Origin of the sequence: Lacticaseibacillus sp. 53-4, from assembly GCF_016861805.1 — a bacterium.
GTDB lineage: Bacteria > Bacillota > Bacilli > Lactobacillales > Lactobacillaceae > Lacticaseibacillus.
In genome coordinates, this window is record NZ_BOLT01000007.1 from 26,940 (window position 1) to 50,893 (window position 23,954).

24 protein-coding genes, 1 pseudogene and 1 riboswitch are annotated in these 23,954 nt (G+C 57.4%); of the genes and pseudogenes, 24 read left to right on the forward strand and 1 reads right to left on the reverse strand.

Annotated features, from left to right (window positions below; genetic code table 11):
* Positions 1 to 53: 53 nt before the first annotated feature.
* The 13 genes from JUF21_RS04280 to thiT all read left to right on the forward strand — a co-directional run bounded on the left by JUF21_RS04280 (position 54) and on the right by thiT (position 12,407).
* Positions 54 to 1,409, forward strand: a complete 1,356-nt coding sequence (locus tag JUF21_RS04280) for a L,D-transpeptidase family protein (protein WP_203663204.1) — start codon at positions 54 to 56, stop codon at positions 1,407 to 1,409.
* 83 nt (positions 1,410 to 1,492) lie between these two features.
* The gene (locus JUF21_RS04285) at positions 1,493 to 2,782 is read left to right on the forward strand and encodes a folylpolyglutamate synthase/dihydrofolate synthase family protein (protein ID WP_203663212.1); all 1,290 of its coding nucleotides are present in this window, start codon (positions 1,493 to 1,495) and stop codon (positions 2,780 to 2,782) included.
* 43 nt (positions 2,783 to 2,825) lie between these two features.
* The gene (gene radC, locus JUF21_RS04290; protein ID WP_203623570.1) at positions 2,826 to 3,473 is read left to right on the forward strand and encodes a DNA repair protein RadC; all 648 of its coding nucleotides are present in this window, start codon (positions 2,826 to 2,828) and stop codon (positions 3,471 to 3,473) included.
* Positions 3,474 to 3,589: 116 nt separating this feature from the next.
* Complete coding sequence (locus JUF21_RS04295) at positions 3,590 to 4,594, forward strand: rod shape-determining protein (protein WP_125755556.1); 1,005 nt, start codon at positions 3,590 to 3,592, stop codon at positions 4,592 to 4,594.
* Positions 4,595 to 4,682: 88 nt separating this feature from the next.
* The gene (gene mreC / locus JUF21_RS04300; RefSeq protein ID WP_125755554.1) at positions 4,683 to 5,543 is read left to right on the forward strand and encodes a rod shape-determining protein MreC; all 861 of its coding nucleotides are present in this window, start codon (positions 4,683 to 4,685) and stop codon (positions 5,541 to 5,543) included.
* Between the two features lies 1 nt (position 5,544).
* Positions 5,545 to 6,075, forward strand: a complete 531-nt coding sequence (gene mreD, locus JUF21_RS04305) for a rod shape-determining protein MreD (RefSeq protein WP_203663214.1) — start codon at positions 5,545 to 5,547, stop codon at positions 6,073 to 6,075.
* A 16-nt stretch (positions 6,076 to 6,091) separates the two neighbouring features.
* Positions 6,092 to 6,751: a septum site-determining protein MinC gene (locus JUF21_RS04310; protein ID WP_125755550.1), complete on the forward strand. Its 660-nt coding sequence runs from the start codon at positions 6,092 to 6,094 to the stop codon at positions 6,749 to 6,751.
* Positions 6,751 to 7,548 carry a septum site-determining protein MinD gene (gene minD / locus JUF21_RS04315; RefSeq protein ID WP_125755548.1) on the forward strand — a complete coding sequence of 266 codons (798 nt, stop codon included), beginning with the start codon at positions 6,751 to 6,753 and terminating at the stop codon, positions 7,546 to 7,548. The genes JUF21_RS04310 and minD overlap by 1 nt, the downstream gene beginning before the upstream one ends.
* Positions 7,549 to 8,002: 454 nt before the next feature.
* A complete protein-coding gene (locus tag JUF21_RS04320) occupies positions 8,003 to 8,659 on the forward strand; it encodes an amino acid ABC transporter permease (RefSeq protein WP_203623573.1) in 657 nt (218 codons plus the stop codon).
* Between the two features lie 15 nt (positions 8,660 to 8,674).
* Complete coding sequence (locus tag JUF21_RS04325; RefSeq protein ID WP_203623574.1) at positions 8,675 to 9,322, forward strand: amino acid ABC transporter ATP-binding protein; 648 nt, start codon at positions 8,675 to 8,677, stop codon at positions 9,320 to 9,322.
* Entirely contained in the window at positions 9,312 to 10,127 is an 816-nt protein-coding gene (locus tag JUF21_RS04330; protein WP_203663216.1) for an amino acid ABC transporter substrate-binding protein, read from the forward strand. Before JUF21_RS04325 ends, JUF21_RS04330 begins: the two co-directional genes overlap by 11 nt.
* A 15-nt stretch (positions 10,128 to 10,142) precedes the next feature.
* A complete protein-coding gene (gene cls / locus JUF21_RS04335; protein WP_203623576.1) occupies positions 10,143 to 11,576 on the forward strand; it encodes a cardiolipin synthase in 1,434 nt (477 codons plus the stop codon).
* Positions 11,577 to 11,656: 80 nt separating this feature from the next.
* Positions 11,657 to 11,755: riboswitch (TPP riboswitch) on the forward strand.
* Between the two features lie 43 nt (positions 11,756 to 11,798).
* Complete coding sequence (thiT, locus tag JUF21_RS04340; RefSeq protein WP_203623577.1) at positions 11,799 to 12,407, forward strand: energy-coupled thiamine transporter ThiT; 609 nt, start codon at positions 11,799 to 11,801, stop codon at positions 12,405 to 12,407.
* 55 nt (positions 12,408 to 12,462) lie between these two features.
* Here the strand turns inward: thiT and JUF21_RS04345 are convergent, their stop codons facing one another.
* Positions 12,463 to 12,579, reverse strand: a complete 117-nt coding sequence (locus tag JUF21_RS04345; RefSeq protein ID WP_125755536.1) for a DUF4044 domain-containing protein — start codon at positions 12,577 to 12,579, stop codon at positions 12,463 to 12,465.
* Positions 12,580 to 12,716: 137 nt separating this feature from the next.
* On the opposite strand from JUF21_RS04345, the gene JUF21_RS04350 reads away from it, so the two are divergent.
* From JUF21_RS04350 to ftsZ, 11 genes and pseudogenes are all read left to right on the forward strand, one after another.
* Positions 12,717 to 13,037, forward strand: coding sequence for a DUF3397 domain-containing protein (locus JUF21_RS04350; protein WP_203623578.1), 321 nt, complete (start codon positions 12,717 to 12,719; stop codon positions 13,035 to 13,037).
* Between the two features lie 188 nt (positions 13,038 to 13,225).
* Positions 13,226 to 13,657: a division/cell wall cluster transcriptional repressor MraZ gene (mraZ, locus tag JUF21_RS04355; RefSeq protein WP_203623579.1), complete on the forward strand. Its 432-nt coding sequence runs from the start codon at positions 13,226 to 13,228 to the stop codon at positions 13,655 to 13,657.
* Positions 13,658 to 13,662: 5 nt separating this feature from the next.
* On the forward strand, positions 13,663 to 14,595 hold the full coding sequence (gene rsmH / locus JUF21_RS04360; protein ID WP_203623580.1) for a 16S rRNA (cytosine(1402)-N(4))-methyltransferase RsmH: 933 nt from the start codon (positions 13,663 to 13,665) through the stop codon (positions 14,593 to 14,595).
* A gap of 13 nt (positions 14,596 to 14,608) precedes the next feature.
* A complete protein-coding gene (locus JUF21_RS04365; RefSeq protein WP_125755528.1) occupies positions 14,609 to 14,986 on the forward strand; it encodes a cell division protein FtsL in 378 nt (125 codons plus the stop codon).
* Between the two features lie 4 nt (positions 14,987 to 14,990).
* Positions 14,991 to 17,153, forward strand: coding sequence for a penicillin-binding protein (locus tag JUF21_RS04370; protein ID WP_203623581.1), 2,163 nt, complete (start codon positions 14,991 to 14,993; stop codon positions 17,151 to 17,153).
* 20 nt (positions 17,154 to 17,173) lie between these two features.
* A complete protein-coding gene (mraY, locus tag JUF21_RS04375) occupies positions 17,174 to 18,139 on the forward strand; it encodes a phospho-N-acetylmuramoyl-pentapeptide-transferase (protein ID WP_203623582.1) in 966 nt (321 codons plus the stop codon).
* Positions 18,140 to 18,202: 63 nt separating this feature from the next.
* Entirely contained in the window at positions 18,203 to 19,573 is a 1,371-nt protein-coding gene (gene murD, locus JUF21_RS04380; RefSeq protein WP_203663217.1) for a UDP-N-acetylmuramoyl-L-alanine--D-glutamate ligase, read from the forward strand.
* Between the two features lie 3 nt (positions 19,574 to 19,576).
* Entirely contained in the window at positions 19,577 to 20,674 is a 1,098-nt protein-coding gene (gene murG / locus JUF21_RS04385; RefSeq protein ID WP_203623584.1) for an undecaprenyldiphospho-muramoylpentapeptide beta-N-acetylglucosaminyltransferase, read from the forward strand.
* A gap of 25 nt (positions 20,675 to 20,699) precedes the next feature.
* Complete coding sequence (locus tag JUF21_RS04390; protein WP_203623585.1) at positions 20,700 to 21,524, forward strand: cell division protein FtsQ/DivIB; 825 nt, start codon at positions 20,700 to 20,702, stop codon at positions 21,522 to 21,524.
* Positions 21,525 to 21,643: 119 nt separating this feature from the next.
* Positions 21,644 to 22,945, forward strand: a complete 1,302-nt coding sequence (gene ftsA / locus JUF21_RS04395; protein ID WP_203623586.1) for a cell division protein FtsA — start codon at positions 21,644 to 21,646, stop codon at positions 22,943 to 22,945.
* Positions 22,946 to 22,968: 23 nt separating this feature from the next.
* Positions 22,969 to 23,920 (forward strand): annotated as a pseudogene (gene ftsZ, locus JUF21_RS04400) (cell division protein FtsZ); the annotation flags it as partial.
* Between the last annotated feature and the right edge of the window lie 34 nt (positions 23,921 to 23,954).

Consider the following 23,954-nt stretch of genomic DNA (forward strand, 5'->3'; position numbering starts at 1 on the left):
GTCAGTGTGATATACTTTGCACACAAGCGATTTGACTATGGTAAGGAGCAGTTATGAAAAGAAAAAGTTGGTTGATTACCGCCGCAGTCGCCATTTTGGCCGTTGCTGGGATCGGTTACGGGGTCCGCAGTAACCATTACCAAGACCGGTTTTTACCGAAGACTGAGGCCTTGGGTGTCGACCTGAGCGGTAAAACCGTCAAACAGGCGGATGCGAAAATGAAGGCGCAGCTGGCCGACGTGAATTACCAGCTGAAGGACGGCGGCAAGACTGTGGCCACAGTGTCCGGGCAAACATTGGGCCTCAAGCGTGATTACACGACCATGCTGAATAAGCTATTATCCAAGCAGAATCCGTGGGGTTTTTCCGCGGTGGTGCTGGCGCAAAGCGATAAAACGGCTTTGGCCTCTAGCGCCGACAGCGCGGAGATCAAGCAGTACGCGAACGCCGAGGCAGCCAAGCTGAACGCGTCGCGGACCGCGCCGGTCGATGCCAAGGTCGTTTTGACGAATGACAGCTACAACATTAAGAAGGAAAAACCAGGTAACCAAATCGATGCCGCCAAGCTGGCCGAGGCGCTTGCCGGGGCGATTCAAGCTAACCGCCGCACGGTCGCTTTGAAGCAAACGTTCGCCCAGCCTAAGGCCAAGGCCAATGATCAAGCCCTGAAAGATGCTGTTAGCAAGCTGCAAGCAATGGGTGACATCAAGGCTGTCGTGACGGTCACAAACCATCAGGAGCAGATTTCAAGCGACCGGCTCAAATCGTGGCTGAGTTACTCTGACGGCAGCGTCCAGGTCGACCGCGGTGGTGTGGCCAAGTTTGTGTCTGAACTCGCCGACAAGTACAACACGTACAACAAGTCCCGCCAGTTTCATTCGACCAAGCAAGGAATCGTCACGGTGCCGGCTGGCACTTATGGTTGGAGCATTATGCAGAGCAAGGAAACCGATGCCCTGATTACCCTGATCAAAGCTGGCAAGGACTTCACCCAGCCGGTTCTGCACCAAGGTACCGGTTACCACGCTGATGGCACGGATATTGGCTCCACGTATCTAGAGGTCGACAGGGAAAATCAGCACGAATGGCTTTACCAAAATGGCAAAGTGGTGCTGGATTCCGCCGTTGTCACTGGCAAGCCGGCCACACCAACGCCGAGCGGGGTGTTCGCGGTGTGGTCGAAGCAGCGCAACGCTACCCTGGTAGGCGAGGATTATCGCACACCGGTGAACTATTGGATGCCGATCGATAATACTGGCGTCGGGTTACACGATGCCTCGTGGCAGCCAACTTTTGGCGGTACGTGGTATCAGCAGCACGGCTCGCACGGCTGCGTCAACCAGCCGCCGGCCTTCATGCCGAAGTTGTTTGCCGCTGTGGCGGTCGGCACCCCGGTCATCGTGATTTAAACGATCAATCAACGCGTTCAGGCCGTTTGGCTTGGGCGCGTTTTGTAGTAAGATTGATTAAGGGCATTATTGGGGGCTTAGACATGAAAACTTACGATGAGACCGTTGCAGCGATCCATGCGCTGCCGCGGCTGGCCAAAACCGGCGGCCACGAGCGCATCTTGGCACTGCTTCACGCGCTGGGCGACCCGCAGCACGACCGCTACGTTCACGTGACCGGCACGAATGGCAAGGGCTCGACCGCATCGGGCATCGCGCACATCATGGAAGCCAGTGGGCTGAAAGTCGGGCTGTACACCTCGCCGTTCATCATGCGCTTTAATGAGCGCATTATGATCGATCACCAGCCGATCCCCGATGCCGATCTAGTGGCGGCTGCCGCGACCACAGACGCCGCGATGGCCAAACTGCGTGAAACTGATCCCGACTTTGGGGTGACCGAATTTGAGTACATCACGGCGCTCTCGTTTTGGTATTTTCACCAGCAGCAGGTGGACCTAGCGGTGATCGAGGTTGGCATCGGCGGTGATACGGATTCGACCAATGTCATCACGCCGGAGGTCTCAGTGATCACCAGCGTGGGGCTGGATCACGCCAAGCTTTTGGGCCACACCATCAAAAGCGTCGCCACGCACAAAGCTGGCATCATCAAGCCGCAGCGGCCGGTGGTGACGGCGGCGCTGCCGGCAGATGCGATGGCAGCAGTGAAAAAGCGCGTCGCCGAAACCGGCAGCCAGTGGCTGGTGGCCGGTCAGAACTTTGGCACCAGCCGCGCCGCGCTTGATGGCTGGGGGCAGCGCTTTGACTATCAGGCCGGTACGTTTCATCTCAGTCAGGTGTTCGTGCCGCTAGTGGGGGACTACCAGGTGCAAAATGCGGCGCTGGCGATCGCGGCCAGTCGCGTGGCCGCTAAGGCGATGAACTGGCCGCTTCAGCCCCAGGAGATTCGCCGCGGGCTGGCCAAAAACACCTGGCCGGCGCGCATGGAAAAGCTCAGCGACGACCCGCTGATTGTGATCGACGGTGGGCACAACCCGCAAGGCATCGCGGCCATGCTGAGCGCGGTCAAGCAGGTGTTTAACGATGAGCGGGTGACGCTTATCGTCGGCGTGCTGGCGGATAAGGACGTGGCCACCATCATCGCTGAGCTGGAAGCCAGCACGGCGCGGCTCTGGCTGGTCCCCGTGCCGGATAATCCGCGGGCCGAGGCCTTGGCAGACTACCCGGACGCCGGCAAGCTGCGCACTTTTGCCAGCTGGCAGGAGGCGCTGGCCGCCCACCTGGACGAGTTTCCAGATGAGCCGGTGGTGCTGACGGGCTCGCTTTACCTGGCCTCTGCTGTACGCCAAACGTTGCTCGGCAGTCAGCGCTAAAGGTTTAGATGGCGTAATCTCTCCTCAAAAAGGGGGAGTCAAGATGCAGCCAAGGGAATTGATTCAAGCGCACGGACCGCTTGCGCTATCGGATAAGGAACTGCTGGAAGTGTTGATTGGCAGCGGCAGCGGGCAGTACGACGTCGTCATGGTGGCAGAGGAAGTGCTGCGCCAGTACCCGGCCTTGACCGGGCTGAGTCTCGCCACCGCTGGTGACCTGCTGGCCGTACCGGGCATTGGTCCGACTAAGGCCGCCCGGCTGGTGGCCGGCCTCGAGTTGTCACGGCGCGTGCAGCAGCGGCAAACGCTGAGGTACGGCGAAGTACTGGACGCCCCGCAAATCGGTGCGGCGATGGTGCAGCGCCTGGCTGGGGCCACTGAGGAGCACCTGCTGGCGCTGATGCTGGACGTGCGCAACGCCATCATTCGCGAGGTGGAACTGGCCCACGGCGGGGTCGACAAGTCGATTGCTGATCCGCGTGTGGTGTTTCGCATGGCGCTGGCACTGAATGCGTCGCGGTTGATTCTGGTGCACAATCACCCCAGCGGCGATCATCTGCCCTCCGAGATGGACGTTGAGCTGACCGAGCGGTTTGCTGCTGCCGGGGCCCTGATTGGGGTGGCCTTGCTGGACCACATTGTGGTGGGCGGCGATCAGTTTTACTCGTTCAGCCAGGAACACCACCTCTAAGATTTATTAAATTATGGCGATGGAAGCGTGTGAATCGTGAGCGCAAGACCGGACGACGAGGTCTTTATGCTATAATGCAAGAGATTAGAAAATCGGACTTGTAAGGAGAGAACGTCTTGCTTGGATTAGGCTCAAAAAACATCGGGATCGACCTCGGTACCGCAAACACGCTCGTTTACGTTGACGGGAAGGGCATCGTCACGAACGAACCGTCAGTCGTGGCGAAAAACACACAAACAGGGGAAATCATTGCGGTGGGCGAGGAAGCCCGCGCAATGATCGGCCGCACCCCGGCTGACATCGACGCGATTCGGCCAATGAAAGACGGTGTGATCGCCGACTACGACACCACGGCAGCGATGCTGAAGTACTTCATGAACAAGGCGCTTGGCGGCAAGAACAACCACCCGCAGGTCATGATCTGCGTGCCCAGCGGCGTCACCGAAGTGGAAAAACGCGCGGTGATCGACGCGGCCAAGGTGGCAGGCGCCAAAGAGGCGTTTGTCATCGAGGAGCCATACGCGGCGGCCATTGGTGCGGGCTTGCCCGTCATGGATCCGACCGGCTCTATGGTCGTTGATATCGGCGGCGGCACGACCGACGTGGCCACCATTTCGCTCGGCGGCATTGTGTCGAGCCGCTCCATCCGGATGGCCGGCGACAAGGTCGACGAGGCAGTGGTAGCGTACATCCGCCAGAACTTCAACTTGCTGATTGGCGAGCGCACGGCGGAAGAGATCAAGATCGAGTTGGGCTGCGCTTCCATCGAGGAAGCCAAGAAGCTGGACGGCATGACCGTACGCGGGCGTGACCTGTTGACCGGTCTGCCGAAGACGCAGGATATCACGGCCGAAGACATCGCCAAAGCGATTCAGGAAACTGTCCAGGCGATCATTGAGGCCATTAAGGACACGCTGGAAGAGACCTCACCGGAAATCGCGGCAGACGTCATCGATCACGGCATTGTGCTGACTGGCGGCGGCGCGCAGCTGAAGTCGTTGGATGCCGTCATCTCCGACGCCACCAAGGTGCCTGTGTTTGTGGCGCAAGATCCACTGGAATGCGTCGCTATCGGTACCGGGGAATCCCTTAAGAACATCGATGTCCTGAAGAAACACTGATCCATGCAGGCAGCTGCAATCACCAGTGGCCGGTCCGCGAGTTTTATTGGGCCGGCTTTTTCATTGAGAAGACCAAAAGGAGCGACTCATGCAAAAGTTCTTTTCTAACAAAAAACTGATCGTCTTGATGGTCGCCTTGTTGGTCAGCGTGGGGCTGATGTTCACGTCCATGTCCGTGCGGAATAATAAGAACACGCCGCCCTTGGTACAGCAGATCGGCAACGATATTGTCGGCATCGGTGGGCGCATCGTTGCCGCGCCTGGCAACTTTATCAAAGGCGGGCTGGATGACGTCAATGACCTACTGAACACGTACCAGGAAAATCGCCTTCTCAAGGCGCAAGTGGCGGACCTGGCGCAGACCAAGGTCACCAACCAGACTTTGCAAAGTGAGAATCGGGCACTGAAAAAGCAGCTGAAGCTGAACGCCACCTTGACGGATTACGACCAGGTGCCGGCGACGGTCATGATGCGCAGCCCCAGCGACTGGCGCAACATTGTCGTGATCAACAAGGGCCAAGGCGCTGGCGTGGCTAAGGGCATGCCAGTGATGGCCGGCTCTGGGTTGGTTGGGCGCGTGGTCGAAGTGGAGAAGACCAATGCCAAGGTGGAAATGATGACCACGGACAACAAGTCCGCCGACCGGTTTGCGGCGCAGATCACCACCGGCGATGGCAGTATTGTCAACGGCGTGATCTCGAGTTATAACGCCGCCAAGAACCAGCTGGTGCTTGGTCAAGTCGATACCGAAGACAGCATCAAAAAAGGGCAGAAGGTCGTTACCTCTGGACTCGGTGGCAGCACGCCAAAAGGGCTGCTCATCGGGACGGTGGCGTCGGTCGCCAAGGATGATTTTGGCCTGGCCAACACGGTGTACGTCAAACCGGCCGCTAATTTCAACGACCTGTCCGTGGTGACGGTGATCGACCGCACCATCAAGGGTGAGTAACATGCTGAAAGACAAAAAGTTTACCAAGCACGGCTGGGTGCTGCTGCTTCTGCTGGTGACCTTGCTGTTGGACGGGGTCATCGCGCAGGTCTTTGCACAGTTTGTGATGTCGCCGACGTTCACCGGGGTCCCGCAGCTGACTTTGATCGCGCTGATCATGGCGACCCTGCTGCTGCCTGAAGAAGAATACATTGTGGCCATCGCGGCGGTGTTTGGCCTGATTTTTGACAGCTACTACACGGGCATGCTGGGGGTCAACGCGCTGCTGTGGCCGCTGCTGGTTTACGTGGTGCGGCAGCTCGGGCCAGTGGTGCCCAAGTCGCCGTTTTACATTGGGGCGCTGGTCGTGATCGTGCTGACGCTATTCACCCTGGCCAATTACGCGGTCAACCGCTTTTTGGGGTTCGCACAAGTCACCGCCACGACGCTGATCGCCAACCACCTCGGGTCGAGTCTCATCGTGAATCTGGTGATATTTGCGCTGGCGTATTTGCCTTTACGCCAGATATTGATAAACTTAAGGATAGATTAATATTGGGGGTGTACGCATGGAGGCAGTAACGCTGAAGGGCCGCCAAAGCGGGTTCGAGCTGCAGCTGGCATCAGAGGCTTCACTGGATGAGATCACAGCGGCTTTGACCACGCTGCTTGCGCGCGTGGCGGGGGACACGAAGGACCAGGAACATGTCGATTTTGTTCTGGAAACCGGTGATCGCCTGCTTAATGAGGACCAGGCCAAGGCAGTGCAGACGGTGTTTGACACTTATCCGCAGTTCGCCATCAAGACCATCCATGCGGCGGTGGCGGCAGTCGAGCCACTCCGGGCTGAATTCGCGGCGAAGGCAACCCATTTGGTCGGCGGCGTTCTGCGCTCCGGTCAGGAGGCGGACTACAGCGGCGATGTGCTGTTTTTGGGCGACCTGCACCGCGGCGCCACGCTGAAAACCACCGGCAGCATCTTTGTGATGGGCCAGGTTGAAGGCCTGCTGATTGCCGGGACGTTGGGGGACCAAGAGGCCGTTATCGTTGGCGACATCAGCCGCGCCGCGCAGATTCGCATCGCTGACACCTTGGAGATCATCGATAAAAATTCCTACACCGCGCAGACGACGTCATACATTGACGACCTGCACGCACTGGTGCATGGTAAGGTGCCAGCACTGGCCAAGCTGCGGCCGAAACTGTTCCGGAAACTGGAGGAAATGTAATGGGTACTTCTTTGGTGGTCACCTCAGGCAAGGGCGGCGTCGGCAAAACCACGACGACGGCCAATATCGGCACGGCGCTTGCGCTGCAAGGCAAAAAAGTGTGTCTGATGGATCTGGATATCGGGCTGCGCAATTTGGATGTGGTCCTGGGCCTGTCCAACCGGATCATTTACGACATTGTTGACGTGGCCAGCGGCCGCGCCAAGGTGCATCAGGCGCTGATCAAGGACAAACGCTTTGACGACAAGCTGTACGTCTTGCCGGCGGCGCAAAACGCGGAAAAAGATTCGCTCGAGCCCGATCAGGTCAAGGCGATTGTCGACGAGCTGCGACCGGAATTCGATTATCTGATTTTGGACTCGCCAGCGGGCATTGAGCAAGGCTTCCGCAATGCCGTCGAAGGCGCGGACGGCGCAATCGTCGTCACGACCCCAGAGATTTCCGCGGTGTCAGATGCGGACCGCATCGTCGGGCTGCTTGAGCAGCGTGACATGGTGTACCCGCCGCGCCTGATCATCAACCGCATCCGCCAGCACATGATGGCCGATGGCCGGTCGATGGATATCGACGAGATCACGCAGCACCTGGGCATCGACTTGCTTGGCATCGTGGTCGATGATGATGGGGTGATCGCCAGCTCCAACAAAGGCGAAACCGTCGTAATGGACCCCGACGACTTAGCCAGCCAAGGCTACCGCAATATTGCGCGGCGGCTTTTGGGCGAGTCCGTGCCGCTGATGAACATCGAGCAGAAAAAAGTTGGCTTTTGGCACAGACTTTTTCATCATCAGGGTTGACATTCATTTTGAAGCAGGTATTATAGCCTTAATCAATTAAAACGTTGAGTGGAAATGGTGAGAAGCTGATCAGCCAAGCGAGTCCGGAACGGTGAGAGCCGGACGTGATCATTCTTGCCTCACATCCACGAGTGCCTGATTGAACTCAGTAGGTCAGGCCGGTTGGGCTCGTTATCGCCGTGGTTGAAAAACGACATGAGACCTTCGCGGTGACGCGTTGGTGAGCATGAGGTGGTACCGCGGCATTCAAGTCGCCCTCATTCAGACATTAGTCTGAGTGGGGGCGTTTTGTTTTACCGCCAGTTCCATGTTTTTCAACCACGTGAGGACCAGTCGGTGACGGCTGGTCGAAATGAGGTGGCACCGCGCGGAAGCGTCCTCAAGCAATTGCTTGAGAACAATTCTGTGCGGTGTTTTTTTATTCAACGTTTGAAAACGCAAGGGAGGAATAATCATGAGTTACATTAATTCGATTTTGCCGGCGCTGCTGGCTGGGGTGAAAATGACGTTGGGGGTCTTCTTCCTGACGTTGATCGGGGCCATTCCGTTGGGCATGCTGGTGTCAGTTGGGCTGATTCAGCGCGGCAAAAACATCCTGGCCAAGGCTGGCAAGGCAATTCTTTCAGCCTACATCTGGGTGTTCCGTGGCACGCCGCTGCTGCTTCAGTTGATTTTCGTCTTCTACGGCCTGCCGCTGATCGGCATCGTGTTTGACCGCTTCTCAGCTGTCATTTTCACCTTCATCCTCAACTATGCGGCCTACTTCGCCGAGATTTACCGCGGCGGTTTCGGCGCGGTTGAGGAAGGCCAGTTCGAGGCCGCGACGGTGCTGAACATGACGCGCTGGCAGACGCTGCGCTACGTGGTGATTCCTCAGGTGCTGAAGATCGTGCTGCCGTCCATGGGCAACGAGGTCATCAACCTGGTCAAGGATTCCAGCTTAGTTTACGTCATCGGGCTTGGCGACCTGCTGCGGGCCGGCGAGGTTGCAACCTCTCGCGACGTGACGCTGGTGCCGTTGGTGCTGGTCGCCGTCATCTATCTGGTGATGACGCTGCTGCTCACGCTGCTGCAGCGCCGCGTCGAAAAGTCATTCAGCTACTACAAGTAGGCAGGGGGTAAGCATATGTTAGAGCTTAAAAATATTTCCAAACGCTTCGGCGATCAGGTCGTCCTGGACAACCTGGATGTCACGATTGAAGACCAGAAAACACTCGCGATCGTTGGCCCCAGCGGTGCCGGCAAGACCACGCTGCTGCGGATCATCGCGGGGCTAACCCCGGCCGACAGTGGCAGCTTCACCTACAACGGGCAAGCGACTTCTGCTGCTGAGCTCCGCAAGCAAGGCGTTATCGGCGTCGTGTTCCAGGGCTTTGAATTATTCCCGAACCTGTCTGTGCTGAAAAACATCACACTGGCGCCGACACTGCAAGGTGTCAGCGCGGCAACCGCGGAGAAGCACGCGCGCAACTTGATGGACCAGCTGGACCTGGAAGCGCAGGCCAACGCGTACCCGTACTCCCTGTCTGGCGGCCAAAAGCAGCGGGTGGCGATCGCTCGGGCGCTGGCGCTTGATCCCAAGATCCTGCTTTACGACGAACCGACTTCCGCCCTGGATCCTAACCTGCGCCAGTCCGTGGCTGATCTGATCGCCAGCGTCAAGCAGCAGGGGATGACACAGGTGGTCGTCACCCATGACATGGAATTCGCCAAGATGGTGGCAGACGCGACACTGACAGTGGCCAAGCAGGGGAGTGAGTCGAATGAAGCGTAAGTGGTTAACAATCCTGTTGACGCTGCTGGCTGGGTTCGCCTTGGTGCTTTCCGGTTGCGCCCGCACCGAGCAGAAGAACTCCTGGCCGCGCATCAAACAGGATCAAAAAGTGGTCGTCGGCCTTGACGACAGTTTTGTCCCGATGGGTTTTCGCCAAAAGAACGGCACCGTCGCCGGCTACGACATCGACCTGGCACGGGCGCTGTTCAAGCTTTACGGTGTGAAGGTCAGCTTTCAGACGATTGACTGGTCCATGAAGGAAACCGAGCTGCGCAACCAAACTATCGACCTGATCTGGAACGGCTACACCGTGACGCCTGAGCGCCAAAAACAGGTGGCCTTTTCAACCGAGTACTTGAAGAATCACCAGGTGCTGGTCACCAAGCGCGCTGATAACATCAATTCGTTTGCCGACATGAAGGGCAAGGTCGTCGGCGCTCAAAGCGAAAGCAGCGGCGCCTCGGACATCGACGCTCAGCCGAAAAAGCTGAAGGACATCATTAAAAACCGCGAGCCGGTCCTGTACGACACCTTTGATAACGCCTTTTTGGATCTGAATGCCGGGCGGATTCAGGGCATCGTGATCGACCAGGTTTACGCCAACTACTACATTGCCCACCAAAAGGATCCAGGAGCCTACAAGGTCATCCAAGGCACCTATCCGGCGGAAGATTTTGCGGTCGGCATGCGAAAGAGTGATAATGAGCTGAGAGATCAAATCAATACCGGCCTGAAGACGCTCAAAGCAAACGGCACCCTGAAGAAGTTGAATGAGAAGTGGTTCGGGGTGGCTTCGGTCGATTAGCAGGGAGTTTCCATTATGTGGCTCACGACCATTGTCATCATTATTATCGTGATCAACGCAACCGCGGCCATCATCACCGTGTTCCGCCAGCCGCGGGACATTGCGGCGACTTGGGCGTGGTTGTTAGTGTTATTGCTGCTGCCGGTGATTGGCTTCATTTTGTACTGGTTCTTCGGCCGCAAGCTGGCCACCAACAAGCTGAACTCGCTGGCGACGCAGCAGCGCCTGGGCATCGACCAAATGGTGGCCTCGCAGCAAGAAGCCGTGACGGTCAGTCAGGAAAGCGGGGCGGCCTCGCCGTTTGCCGGCGCCCCTGAGCTGGTGCGGACCTTGCTGCAGGCAGACGGGGCCCTGATCACCACCATGAACCGGGTGCGGCTGCTTTTCAACCGTCAGGACTTTACCAAGGCGCTGTTTGCCGACCTGCGCACCGCGACGCACCACATTCACATTGAGGCCTACACCATTGAACCGGATGGGGTGGGCAAGGCGCTGGTCCAGCTGCTGACCCAAAAGGCTGAGCAGGGCGTGCGGGTCCGGGTGATCTATGACACCTTCGGCTCCCACCGCCTGAATCACGCTTTTTGGCGGCCGCTGGTGCAAGCCGGCGGGCAGGTCGAGCCATTCTTGGAAACGCGGCTGGGCCGGGCCAACTTGCGCATCAACTTCCGCAACCACCGCAAAATTACGGTGATCGATGGGCAGGTCGCGTACATGGGCGGCTTTGACATCGGCAGCACCAGTCGGAAGCTGGCAATCACCCGCGACACGCAGCTGCGCCTGACCGGTCAAGCCGTGGCGTCGCTTCAGGCCCGCTTCTTTATGGACTGGAACACCACGGCCAAGATCAAGAAGGTCCACTTCCAAAAGGCCTACTTCCCGGACCCTGCGGACAACGGCCGCACGACCATGCAAATCGTTGCCGGCGGCCCGGAGCAAAAGCTTGAGGCCATCAAGCTGGGCGACCTACGGCTGATGGCGCTGGCCAAGCACCGGATTTGGGTTCAGTCCCCATTTTTCGTGCCGGACGATTCGCTGCTTGACGCGTTGATTCTGGCGGCGCACTCCGGCATTGATGTGCGGCTGATGGTGCCGGTGCACACAAACCAGCCAATGATGGCCAAGGCCACAGAGTTCTACCTGAACCAGCTGGTCAAAGCCGGCGTGAAGGTCTACCGCTACCAGGCGGGGTTCCTGCACAGCAAGGCCATCATCGTTGACTCACAGTACTTGATGACCGGCTCGCCGAACCTGGATCTGCGCTCGTTCAAGCTCAATTTTGAAATTGCGGCGTTCATTTACGATCGCACGCTGGCCGAAATGGTGGAGCGCCAGTTCAAGCTCGACATGCAGCAGACCACCTTGTACACGTACACGATGGTCAAAAAACAGTCGCCGATGAGTCGGGTGGGGGCCGACTTGGCGCGGCTGTTTGCGCCAATCTTGTAAGCTTACTTTTTGACATTGAATTTCCGCTTGCTATAATGATAGTGCACAAGCAAAATTGTGCCTAAACAAAATAGTGGTGGGACCACGCAAAGGGGAGCCATTGGCTGAGAGTGGGCATTTGCCCAGACCCTTCGAACCTGTTCGCTAATACGAGCGTAGGAATTGCGGTGTCGAGAAATCGACCTTCTTTGTGGGGGATCCTGACCCAAAGGAGGATTTTTTATGTCTAAATCGAATTCACGTGTCTTGATTTTGGTGGAGATTGCGGTGATTGCCGCGTTTGCCATGGCGCTGGAGTACGTGCCGCACAAAACCGGCATTTCCAGTATTGAAATGTCTTACGGGGTGATTCCGATCACTGTGCTGGCGCTGCGGCGCGGCCTTGGCGCCGGGATGGCCGCGGGCCTGACCTGGGGTGTGTTGGATATCATGCTGATTGGCTTTGGCGAAGGGTCCGTCCTGAACCCGATCCAGGGCTTTCTGGAGTATCCAATCGCCTTTGCTGTCGCGGGGCTTGGCGGCTTGCTGTACGGCCGCTTCCAAGCGGCGCTGAAGGCGGGTAAGAACCGCGAGGCCCTGGGCCTGGCCTGGGGGGCTGGGTTGATTGGCGTCTTGGCGAAGTACTTCTGCCATTTCCTGGCCGGCTGGGTCTTCTGGGGGTCATACGCCCCTAAGGGCACGCCGGCGTGGCTGTACTCGCTGGTGATCAACGGCGGCTCGGCCGTCGCCACCGGCATCTTGACCGTGATCGTGGTGTCTGTCTTGATGACCACCGTCAAAAAGCCGCTGTTTGAATCCAAAGACGGCGGTCAGCTGTTGTCACAGCACTAATCCAAGCAAAAAAATAAGTGGGTCTGCAAATGCAGGCTCACTTTTTATAGTGCGGTTAGAAAACATTCATCGCGGATAACCCAACGACTAGGGCCCCAAGGATGGTGACGATCAGCATCGCCCAGGTGGCAATGTGGGTGACCCACCAGAATTTTGAGCGTTTTTCTTTCACCTTAATCACCACCTTTGACCAATTTGGTTGCGCGTTCTACTCGAGTAGTGTACCCGTTTTGCCCAGGCGCTTCAACCAAATTCTCGTGCCCGTACACGCAAAATCGGGTATAGTCTTAAGGGAAGGAAGTGATGAACATGCTGATCGGAATCATTTTACCGTTAGCGGGCCTGGCCTTATGGAGCGTCAGCCGGGCGCTGCAGTTTCATTCGCGCGTGCTGCCATTCCTGGTGGTCGCGCTGGACCTGCTGGGCGTGGCCAGCTTAGCCGCCGCCAAGGCCCCCAACACGATTTGGGTCGCGCTGTTCACCACCACTGCAATTGCGATTCTTTTGATTATCTATTTTCTGGCCCACGATTATGATTTGCTCTTTGCCCGTTATTTCACGACCTTGGGCCGAGTCCTCCTGTTGGCGGCCACATTCTGGTGGCTTGGGGCGATTTTGCTCTCACTTTAGGGCCTGGTCCCCACCATTTTTCCACCTGTCCCCACCCGCTGCAAACCGCAGTGGATGGGGATTTTTTTGTATACTCAGGGAATCGTGGGGTAGCTTTTCAAATTGTCAAGCAGAATTTGTGGGAGTTGGTGGTGAGGAGTGGGTGATTGTGGTAGACTGAATTTAACGTTGGAAAGGGGGCGTTGTCCATGCTGATGGGAGAATTTCATCACAGTATCGATGCAAAGGGCCGGTTGATCATTCCGGCTAAGTTCCGCACCGATCTCGGCAGCGATTTTGTGCTGACGCGCGGCATGGACGGCTGCCTGTTCGGCTATCCGATGGGTCAGTGGCAGAAGCTGCAGACCCAAATCGAGGCCTTACCTCTGACCAAAAAGGACGCCCGGACCTTTACGCGGTTCATGTACTCAGCCGCCACTGAGTGCGAGCTGGACAAGCAGGGCCGCGTCAACATTCCCAAACCTCTGATCCAGCACGCTGGGCTCGATAAGGCTTGCGTCTTGGTCGGGGTCTCCGACCGCATAGAAGTCTGGAGCGAAGAACGGTGGAACAGCTTCACCCAAAGCGCCGAGGACAGCTTCGATGATATTTCCGAAAATCTGACCGACTTTGGACTGTGAGCGCGATGACAGAATATACGCATGAAACCGTGTTATTAAAAGAGGCCACCGACAACTTGGCCATCAAGCCGGCCGGCACCTATGTCGATGCGACTTTAGGGCGCGGCGGCCACACCCGGCGAATCCTCAGCCAGCTGACGGTCGGCCAGCTTTACGCCTTCGATCAGGATCAGGCCGCCATCGACGCGGTCTCAGCGCAAGGGGTGCCGGTCAACCTGCACCTGCTTCACCGCAATTTCCGCGACTTGGATGAGGCGCTTTCGGCAGAAGGGGTCACTTCAGTCGACGGGATCTTGTATGACCTGGGCGTCTCCAGTCCGCAGTTCGACGATTCCAAGCGTGGCTTTTCCTACCGCTTCGATGCGCCGCTGGACATGCGCATGGATCAAAGCCAAGCCCTGTCAGCGCGGGTCGTCGTCAACGAGTGGTCGTATCAGGACCTGGTACGAATTTTCACCCGTTACGGCGAGGAGCGCTTCGCCAAGTCAATCGCCCGCAAGATTGAGCAGGCGCGAGCGAGCAAGCCAATTGACACCACGTTTGAGCTGGTCGATCTGATCAAGGCCGGCATTCCAGCCAAGGCGCGACGCACCGGCGGACATCCCGCCAAGAAGGTGTTCCAGGCAATCCGCATCGCTGTCAATGATGAGCTGGGGGCCCTGGAGGCCTCGCTCACCCAAGCGTTGCAGCTGGTCAAGCCGGGTGGGCGCATCAGTGTCATCACCTTTCAGTCCCTGGAGGACCGGCTGGTGAAGACCATGTTCAAGGAGCAGACGACAGTGCAAGACCTGCCGCAGGGCCTGCCGGTGATTCCGCCGGAAGCCAGGCCGCATTTCAAATTAATCAATCGCAAACCGATCCTCCCTAGCGAGGATGAACTGATTGCCAATCACCGTGCGCACAGCGCTAAGCTGCGGGTGGTTGAGCGGATATATTGAAGGGGTGCTCAAGATGGTCGATAACACAGCAAGACAGCTAGATATGCTGGAACCGCAACGGCGAGAGGCGCCGCAAGCCCGGCCCAAGGTTCAACCGGCAACGCAGCCGGCAACCAAGGTGGCATTTTCGCCGCTGGAGCGGTTGCTCAGCGTCGTATTGGGGCTGGTCGCCGTTGGGTTTTGCCTGTGCTATCTGACCGCTTCGATGCATCTGGCCAATCTGACGCGGACTTACCAGACCGTGCAAAACCAGGTGACCGTGCAAAAGCGGATCATTGCCGACGATAAGCAAACTGTCGGCGAACTGTCCAACTCGGATCGGCTCAACAGCTATGCCAGTGCTCACGGGTTTGCCGTGATCGAGGGTAATATCAAACATGCGGTGAAGTAGACTGATGAAGAAGAAAACGACTAAACGACAAATGCGCGCCCGGCACCCCGAGCGCAATCGGAAAGTGTTCGGGATTGTCCTGTTCGCGCTCACCCTGATTGCGCTGCTGGCGTTCGTTTGTCGTTTTGCGTACGTGGCGCTTGTCGGGTCGGTGGATTCCAAAAACCTGGCGGTGTATCGCGCCTCCCAGTATGCACGCAAAACGACCCTGCAGGCCAAACGCGGCAGTATTGTCGACCGCAACGGCCAGACAATCGCCGAGGACGCATCAACCTACACCATTTATGCGATTACCGATCAAAATTACACGCAAAACGGCAAGAAGCTTTACGTCAGCGACAAGGCCAAAACGGCAGCCGTGCTGGCCAAATATCTGCCGCTTTCTGAGGCCAAAATTTTGGCCTATTTGAGTCCCAAAAAGAAGACTTTCCAGGTCGAATTTGGCGCCGCTGGCACGGGGTTATCGTTGTCCATCCGTAAGGAGATCGAGGCAGAACACCTGCCGGGGATCCACTTCATTGACAGTCCCTCTCGGTTGTATCCGAACGGGGTATTTGCCAGCTACACGATTGGGCTGACTCAAACGAATGCAGCCAACAAGAATCAACCACTGGTCGGGGTCATGGGGCTGGAAAAAGAGTTCAATAAACAGCTGGCCGGCACTAACGGCTACCAGACAGCCCAGGTGGATAATTACGGCTACCGACTGCCTAAGGCCAAGGTGCGGACTAAGGCAGCTAAAAATGGTGGCATGGTTAAGAGTACCCTGGATTCTTCTTTGCAGTCGTACCTGGAAACGCTGCTCGCCAGCGTTCAAACTAAGTACAAGCAGGCGTCAGTTACCGGGGTCGTCATGAACGCTAAATCCGGAGAAATCCTGGCGGCGAGCCAGCGGCCAACCTTTGATCCCAGCACGATGGAAGGGCTTGAGCCCGGCTCGTCTTGGCAAAACATGCTCGTGGAAGATACTTATGAACCCGGGTCAGTGATGAAGGTCTTCAACTTGGCAGGGGCGATTCAAAGTGGGACCTTTCAGCCGAACACCTACTATAATTCTAGCGGTGTGAAAGTCGAAAACACCACCATCCATGACTGGAACCACGTCGGTTTTGGCGAGATCCCATTTTCGCAGGCTCTGCCACGCTCCAGTAACGTCGGTTTTGTGCACATTGTGCAGCAGATGGGTGAAGCAAATCAGGCCAAGACCTTGAAAGACTTTGGATTTGGCCGGCCAACAGGGATCACGCTGCCGAATGAAGCTTCAGGCGGATACAGCCTGACCAACCCGGTTACCCGTGCCGTCATGGGTTATGGCCAAAGTATCAACGTGACGCAAATGCAGATCTTGCAAGCGGCGACCGCAATTGCCAACAAGGGCACGATGATCCAGCCGCGAGTCGTCACGCAGGTCACCGGTTCGAACGGGAAAGTGACCAACTACAAGCGTCAGGTAGTGGGTCACCCAATCTCCGCCGCCACCGCGAAAACGGTGCTAAACGAAATGCGTGACACTATTAACAAGCCATACGGCACCGGTGTGACATACAGAATTGCCGGCGCTGACGTGGCGGCCAAAACCGGGACGGCTAACATTGCCAACCCGAAAGGTGGTTATTTACCGGGTGAGACAAACCAGTTGCACAGTTTACTGGCTGTCGCCCCGGCAAATGATCCTCAATTTATTGTCTATTTAACCTTGAAGCAAAACAGTGCCATGACGACGCCGGCGGTCAGTGTTCTGAACACGATTTATCATCCGCTGATGACCAGACTGCTGGCGTTAAATGCGGGCAGCACCGTCACTGGGTCGTCCGAAACCTTGAGCGTGCCGGCAGTCACTAACGATCCACTGGATACTGCGACGGCAGCTCTGACCAAAAAAGGCCTGACCTCATCCGTGGTTGGGACCGGAAATCGCATCGTCCAGCAGCTGCCCGCAGCGGGCACACAGGCCTTACGCTCTGCCCGCGTGGTGCTTCTCACAAACGGCGCCATGACCATGCCAGACGTTTCTGGCTGGTCTAAGAGTGATGTGTTAAAATTGGCCCAGTTGACTGGCAAAAAATTTAAGTTACAAGGTGCTGGATACGCGTCAGCTCAGAGCCTGAAGGCGGGCAGCTTGCTTGGCGGTGACTCTGTGACCGTAACTTTTCAGAAAACTGACTAATTGACGAAGGTAGGAGACCAATGCAATTCACTGAGATGTTGATCCCGATGGTCGCGGCATTTGCGATTACCGTGATCTTGATGCCGCTGTTCATCGGATACATGCGGATGAAAAAAGAGGGCCAGACGATTCGCGAGGTCGGCCCGAAGTGGCACGAAAAGAAAAACGGGACGCCGACCATGGGCGGCACGGTTTTCATCTTTGCCATTGTGGTCGCCGCCATTTTTACCGGCTGGTGGCAGCACCAGCTGACCCTGAGTGTGTGGGCTGGGCTGTTCATCCTAGTCCTGTATGGGGCACTCGGGTTCTGGGACGATTTCATCAGCGTGGAACTTCACCGCAACATGGGGCTGAAAGCCTGGCAAAAGCTGCTGGGGCAGATTGTGGGCGGCGCGGTGTTTCTTGCCGTGTACTTTCATGAGGGGTTCCCGACCGTGCTGCCGCTGTTTGGCTACCAGCTGAATGTTGCGTGGGTCTTTGGCCTCTTTGCGATGTTCTGGCTGGTGGGCTTTTCCAATGCCGTCAACCTGTCTGACGGGTTGGACGGTCTGGTCGCCGGCCTGTCGATGATTGCCTTTGCCGCCTACGCGGTGCTGGCAGTGCACGACAAACGCACCGACGTCCTGATCTTGTGCCTGGTCACCATCGGCGCGATGCTCGGCTTCTTCCTTTTCAACCACAAGCCGGCCAAGGTCTTCATGGGCGACGCCGGCAGTTTGGCCCTCGGCGGGCTGATTGCCGTCATTGCGCTGCTGCTTGACCGGCCGTGGTCGCTGCTGCTGATTGGCATCGTGTTTGTCTGCGAAACCGCCAGTGTCATCCTGCAGGTCGGCTCATTCAAGCTGTTTCACCGGCGCATCTTCAAGATGGCGCCGATTCATCACCATTTTGAAATGCTCGGCTGGTCCGAGTGGAAAGTCGACACCGTGTTTTGGCTGGTCGGCCTGGTCGGGGCGGCGGCATATTTGGTGTTCGCGCTGGCCTAAGTCAAGCATCAAGCGTCACAAGCAAACCCGGCCAAAGCCGGGATATCTAGGGAGCGTAAGTGGTTGCTGAATAATTCAGAGTACAAGAACAAGAAAGTCTTGGTGTTGGGCCTTGCCAAAAGCGGGGTCAGTGCCGCGAAGTTGCTTCATCGCCTCGGCGCCTTAGTCACCGTCAACGATAAGGAGCAATTTGACGATAACAAGGATGCGCAAGCATTGCTGGACGAAGGGGTCACTGTGATCACTGGCAGCCATCCCGTCGAGCTGCTCGATGAGGGGTTCTCGCTGATGGTCAAAAATCCTGGGATTCCGTATTCCAATCCCATGGTGGTGCGGGCCCAAGAGCTGGGAATCCCTGTGATCACCGAACCCGAGCTGGCTTTTTCGGTGTCCGATTCGACATGGGTCGGCGTCACTGGCAGCAACGGTAAGACCACGACCACCACACTCATCGGCCTCATGCTCAACGAGCGCGAAGGCGCAGGTAAGGCTTATGACGCCGGCAACATCGGCATTCCGGCCACAGGTGTTGTGCAAAAAGCGGGCGCGGCAGACACCGTGGTGTGCGAGCTGTCCTCGTTCATGCTGGTGGGCATCCAAAAGCTTCACCCGCACATTGCCGTGCTCACCAACATTTATGAAGCACACCTGGACTGGCACGGCTCCCGAGCCAATTACGTCAAGGCCAAGATGCGCATCACGATGAACCAGACCAAGGACGACTTTTTCGTCATGAACTGGGACCTGCCGGAAATGCATGAGCTCGCCAAGCAGACCCGGGCGACTATCGTGCCGTTTTCACGCAAAGGGGCAGAAGGCGCCCGCGCCACGTTGACCGATGGTTGGCTGTGCTTTGACGGCGAGCAGATCATGAAGGCCGACGAGATGCAGATTCCTGGCGATCACAACATTGAAAACGCGCTGGCAGCCATTGCCGCGGCCAAGCTCAGCGGCACGCCAAATGCCGCCATTGTCGATGTCCTGCATCGCTTCACCGGGGTCAAGCACCGCATTCAGTACGTCGAGACCGTCGACGGGCGTAAGGTCTACAACGACAGTAAGGCCACAAACGTCGAGGCCAGTACGGTGGCCTTGAACGCGTTCAAGCAGCCCATTGTGCTGCTGGCCGGAGGGCTGGATCGGCACCTGCCGATGGATGACCTCCTGCCGCTGGTCAAGCAGCACGTTCGCGCGATGGTCACGTTTGGCGAAACCGCGCCCCTGATGGAGGCACTGGCCCAGCAGGCCGGCATTCCGTTTACCCGGACCGATAATGTCAAAACGGCCGTGCCGCTCGCCTTTGCGGCCAGTCAGCCAGGCGACGTGATCTTGCTGTCGCCGGCGGCCGCCAGCTGGGATCAGTACCCGAACTTTGAAGTGCGCGGCGATGAATTTATTGACGCAGTGACTCAGTACGCTGAGAAAAAGGGGTAAATTATGCGACTGATGATTTCAGGTGGCGGGACCGGCGGCCATATCTACCCGGCCCTGGCCTTGATTCAGCGGCTAAAAGAGCGCGACATGCTGGACGCTGTGATGTACGTGGGCACGGCCAGGGGGCTCGAGAGCCGCATCGTGCCCAACGCCAAGATTCCGTTTGAGACCCTGGAGCTTCAAGGGTTCAAGCGCAGTTTAAACTTTAACGGCATCAAGACAAATATCCGCACAGTGGAGAAGTTTGTGGGGTCACTGCGCAAGGCGACCCGCATGATCAAGGACTTCAAGCCCGATGTCGTGGTGGGCACTGGCGGCTATGTGTCCGCTGGCGTTTTGTACGCCGCGGCGCGCCACCACGTGCCGACCGTGATCCACGAGCAGAACTCCGTCGCCGGGGTTACCAACAAGTTTTTGGCTCACGCGGTCGACAAAATCGCCATCACATTTCCGGTCGTGGCGAGCGCCTTTCCCGCTAAAAAAGTCGTCATCACAGGTAACCCCCGGGCCCAACAAGTCGCCGGGCTCAAGCCGAATGACCGGCTGGCGGACTTTGGCCTCGACCCCCACAAGCGGACGCTGCTGATTTTTGGCGGCTCGCGCGGGGCACCGATGATCAACCAGGCGGCGGTCAATGCGCTGCCGACGTTTGGCAAGGCGGCTTTTCAGACGCTGTTTGTCACTGGCAATGCCAACTACGGCAAGATTTCTCACCAACTGCGTCAGGTTCCGGCAAACGTCAAGGTGGTCCCATACGTGGACGACATGCCGCAGATTCTGCCGGATGTCTCACTGGTGATTGGGCGCAGCGGGGCGACGAGCCTGGCAGAGCTGACAGCGCTGGGCTTGCCCAGCGTGCTGATCCCCAGCCCGAACGTCACGCATAATCACCAATTTGTCAACGCGAAGAGCCTGGCGGATGTCGGCGCGGCGATCGTCATCACGGAACCGGAGTTAGACAGTTCATTTGCCGGCCGCATCGTCGACCTGATGGAAGACGACACCCGGCTGACGCGCATGGCGCAAGCGGCAAAAAAAATGGGCACCCCGGACGCGGCTGATCAGCTGATCACTGTTTTGGAAAGTGTCCTGAAACACTAAGTAATCAGAGAAGGGAGGCCCACCGATGGCTTGGCGCAAACATGCACAGCAAAAAGATCCACTCACGCCATGGGAGGCATACCAGGCCAAACAAAAGCGCCGGCCCAAGGGCGAAGCCAAGCTGAAACTGCCAGGGGTGTCGGCAGTGCGCCGCCACAAGCGCGCGCGCAACTTAGTCTTGCTGTTGACCCCGCTGCTGGTGCTCCTGGCCTTTTTTGGTTACATGGTGTCACCTTTTTCCAAGGTGCAGGAGGTCTCGGTGGTCGGGACGGTCAATGTGCCGATTCAAAACGTGATCAATGCCAGTGGTCTGTCCGATCGGGTGCTGATCCCGCAAGTGCTCCGGACCAAAAAGCAGCTGGCGGCGCAAATCGAAAAGCGCCTGCCGCAGGTCAAACGCGCCTCGCTGGCCGTCAGCGCGGTCGATCACGTCACCATTCACGTGGTGGAGCACGAACCGATCGGCTACGTGGTCAAAAACAAGCAGTACCGCATGATTTTGGCCAACGGCACGATTATTGCCAGGGGCACCACGACACCGCTGGATAACTACCCCGTCTTTTCCGGCTTTTCCGATCAAGAGGCAGGCAAACTGGCCCAGACGTTGAGCCGCTTTCCGGCCGCCCTGCGACGCACGACTTCGGAAGTGACCGCCAGCCGCGGGGACGGCAACCCGTACCAGATCACCATGACGATGACCGACGGCAACACTGTCGTTGCCGATTCCCGGACAGTGGCAAAACAGATCAAGTTTTATCCTAGCATTATCGCCCAGGTGCAGGGGAAGGGCACCGTGGACCTGGAGGCTGGCGCGTTTTTTAAGCCCTACCAAAAGGCGGCAGCAAAATAAACGAAAAGTTGCGTTTCCCCCAGAAGACACCGCAAATCATAATGTGGTGTGGTAAACTAAATTCAGCGTTATATTTTCTCATTCTACTATAAAAAGGTTGGTAAGGAGGTTCCGGGTCCATGGGAAATCAAGACATTTATGTCGGGCTTGATATCGGGACCACCTCAATAAAAGTGATCGTGGCCGAGCGTGTTCAAGGCCAGTTAAACATTATTGGCGTGGGCAATTCACGTGCGCAAGGGTTATCTCGCGGCGTGATCGTGGATATTGATAAGGCGGCATCGGCGATTCGCCAGGCGGTGCAGCAAGCATCTGAAAAGGCCAGCATCGACATCACCGACGTGGTGGCCGGTGTGCCGGCAACCATGTTGCAAATTGAGACTGTCTCCGGCATGATTGCTGTGGGTGATCAGAGCAAGGAAATCACGGCAGACGATGTGAAAGCGGTAGCCTCTGCCGCGTTGGTGCGCAACCTGCCACCAGAGCGTGAGATTTTGTCTTTGACCCCAACAGAATTCATCGTTGACGGGTTCGATGACATCAAGGATCCACGTGGCATGATCGGGGTGCGCCTCGAACTGCGCGGCATCTTGTTCACTGTGCCGAAAACCGTGTTACATAACACGAAAAAGGCCATTGAAAAAGCCGGGCTGACCATCAGGCAGATCGTGGTTGCCCCGCTGGCCGAGGCCCGCGTGGCGCTGAGCGATGGCGAGGCAGACTTTGGCACCGTCCTGATCGACTTGGGCGGCGGCCAATCCACCGCGGCAGTCATTCACGATCACAAGTTGAAGCTGACCACCTTGGACCAAGAAGGCGGCGACTACATCACCAAAGACATTTCGGTGGTGCTGAACACCGGTTTGACTGATGCAGAAAAGCTGAAGCGCGATTACGGCAACGCGGACAGCCAAGCCGCACCGGAAGGCAACCAGTTCCCGGTTTCGGTGGTGGGTCAAACCGACCCTGTGATGGTCTCCGAGCATTATCTGTCGGAAATTATCGAAGCGCGGTTGACTCAGATCTTCACCCGGCTGAACGACGCGCTGGCTCAGTCCAACGCCTTGGACCTGCCTGGTGGGATTGTCCTGACCGGCGGCACGGCTGCCTTACCGGGCATCGAGCCGCTGGCCTCGGACATTTTCCAGCGCAACGTCAAACGCTACATTCCTGATCAAATGGGGATGCGGCACCCAGCCTTCACCTTGGCGCTGGGTCTGATCACGTACGCGGCGGAAATGACCGACATCGACATCCTGGTGTCCAGCGTGCTGCCGACGCCGACAACCAGTCAGATGACCGCGTCTTCGGATAGCCCAGTCACGAAAGTGCCAAGCAAACCAAGCAAGGCTGACCCGGACCCAGACAGCGAGAGGAAACCTTCTGCTTTGAAGCGCTTCTTCGGTAACTTCTTCGAATAAAACCTTTTTAAGGAGGAACGACAATGGAATTCTCACTGGATACAGATAAAGACACCGGTGCGGTGATCAAGGTCATCGGGGTCGGCGGCGCTGGTGGCAACGCGGTCAATCGTATGATTTCAGAAGAGGTCAAGGGCGTGGAGTTCATTGCGGCCAACACCGATGTCCAGGCGCTGTCTAACTCAGATGCCGAAACGAAGATTCAGCTCGGGCCGAAGCTGACTCGCGGCTTGGGCGCTGGCTCGACCCCGGACGTTGGCCAAAAGGCCGCTGAGGAAAGCCAGGAGGCCATCGAAAACGCCTTGAAGGGCGCGGACATGATCTTCGTCACCTGCGGCATGGGCGGCGGCACCGGGACCGGTGCCGCACCGGTCGTGGCCAAAGTGGCTAAGGATCTTGGCGCCTTGACTGTTGGCGTGGTCACCCGGCCGTTCACATTTGAGGGGCCGAAGCGCGCGAAGAACGCCGCTGAAGGCATCGCCCAGCTGAAGGAACAGGTTGACACGCTGGTCATCATCGCCAACAACCGCCTGCTGGAAATCGTCGACAAGAAGACCCCGATGCTCGAAGCCTTCCATGCGGCCGATAACGTGCTGCGTCAGGGCGTTCAGGGCATTTCCGACCTGATCACTAGTCCTGGCTACGTCAACTTGGACTTTGCTGATGTTAAAACCGTTATGGCCAACCAGGGCACGGCCCTCATGGGCATCGGTTCTGCCACTGGCGAGACCCGGACTGTTGAAGCGACCAAGAAGGCCATCTCGAGTCCGCTGCTTGAAGTGTCGATCGACGGTGCCAAGAATGTGCTGCTGAACATCACTGGCGGCCCAGACCTGTCCCTGTTTGAGGCGCAAGACGCTTCGGACATCGTGGCCCAGGCTGCAAGTTCTGACGTTAACATCATTTTTGGGACTTCCATCAACGAAGAGCTTGGCGATGAAGTTGTGGTTACCGTGATTGCGACTGGGATCGATGATTCCACCATTCAGCAAAATAACGGTCGCGGCAA

Excerpts from the sequence above, each read along its gene's own strand:
- rsmH (WP_203623580.1), top strand. The coding sequence starts at position 13,663 with ATGACAGAATATACGCATGAAACCGTGTTATTAAAAGAGGCCACCGAC.
- JUF21_RS04330 (WP_203663216.1), top strand. The coding sequence starts at position 9,312 with ATGAAGCGTAAGTGGTTAACAATCCTGTTGACGCTGCTGGCTGGGTTC.
- JUF21_RS04390 (WP_203623585.1), top strand. The coding sequence starts at position 20,700 with ATGGCTTGGCGCAAACATGCACAGCAAAAAGATCCACTCACGCCATGG.
- JUF21_RS04310 (WP_125755550.1), top strand. The coding sequence starts at position 6,092 with ATGGAGGCAGTAACGCTGAAGGGCCGCCAAAGCGGGTTCGAGCTGCAG.
- JUF21_RS04365 (WP_125755528.1), top strand. The coding sequence starts at position 14,609 with ATGGTCGATAACACAGCAAGACAGCTAGATATGCTGGAACCGCAACGG.
- murG (WP_203623584.1), top strand. The coding sequence starts at position 19,577 with ATGCGACTGATGATTTCAGGTGGCGGGACCGGCGGCCATATCTACCCG.
- mraZ (WP_203623579.1), top strand. The coding sequence starts at position 13,226 with ATGCTGATGGGAGAATTTCATCACAGTATCGATGCAAAGGGCCGGTTG.
- ftsA (WP_203623586.1), top strand. The coding sequence starts at position 21,644 with ATGGGAAATCAAGACATTTATGTCGGGCTTGATATCGGGACCACCTCA.
- thiT (WP_203623577.1), top strand. The coding sequence starts at position 11,799 with ATGTCTAAATCGAATTCACGTGTCTTGATTTTGGTGGAGATTGCGGTG.
- JUF21_RS04350 (WP_203623578.1), top strand. The coding sequence starts at position 12,717 with ATGCTGATCGGAATCATTTTACCGTTAGCGGGCCTGGCCTTATGGAGC.
- mraY (WP_203623582.1), top strand. The coding sequence starts at position 17,174 with ATGCAATTCACTGAGATGTTGATCCCGATGGTCGCGGCATTTGCGATT.
- radC (WP_203623570.1), top strand. The coding sequence starts at position 2,826 with ATGCAGCCAAGGGAATTGATTCAAGCGCACGGACCGCTTGCGCTATCG.
- minD (WP_125755548.1), top strand. The coding sequence starts at position 6,751 with ATGGGTACTTCTTTGGTGGTCACCTCAGGCAAGGGCGGCGTCGGCAAA.
- JUF21_RS04280 (WP_203663204.1), top strand. The coding sequence starts at position 54 with ATGAAAAGAAAAAGTTGGTTGATTACCGCCGCAGTCGCCATTTTGGCC.
- mreC (WP_125755554.1), top strand. The coding sequence starts at position 4,683 with ATGCAAAAGTTCTTTTCTAACAAAAAACTGATCGTCTTGATGGTCGCC.
- JUF21_RS04370 (WP_203623581.1), top strand. The coding sequence starts at position 14,991 with ATGAAGAAGAAAACGACTAAACGACAAATGCGCGCCCGGCACCCCGAG.
- cls (WP_203623576.1), top strand. The coding sequence starts at position 10,143 with ATGTGGCTCACGACCATTGTCATCATTATTATCGTGATCAACGCAACC.
- JUF21_RS04285 (WP_203663212.1), top strand. The coding sequence starts at position 1,493 with ATGAAAACTTACGATGAGACCGTTGCAGCGATCCATGCGCTGCCGCGG.
- JUF21_RS04320 (WP_203623573.1), top strand. The coding sequence starts at position 8,003 with ATGAGTTACATTAATTCGATTTTGCCGGCGCTGCTGGCTGGGGTGAAA.
- mreD (WP_203663214.1), top strand. The coding sequence starts at position 5,545 with ATGCTGAAAGACAAAAAGTTTACCAAGCACGGCTGGGTGCTGCTGCTT.
- JUF21_RS04325 (WP_203623574.1), top strand. The coding sequence starts at position 8,675 with ATGTTAGAGCTTAAAAATATTTCCAAACGCTTCGGCGATCAGGTCGTC.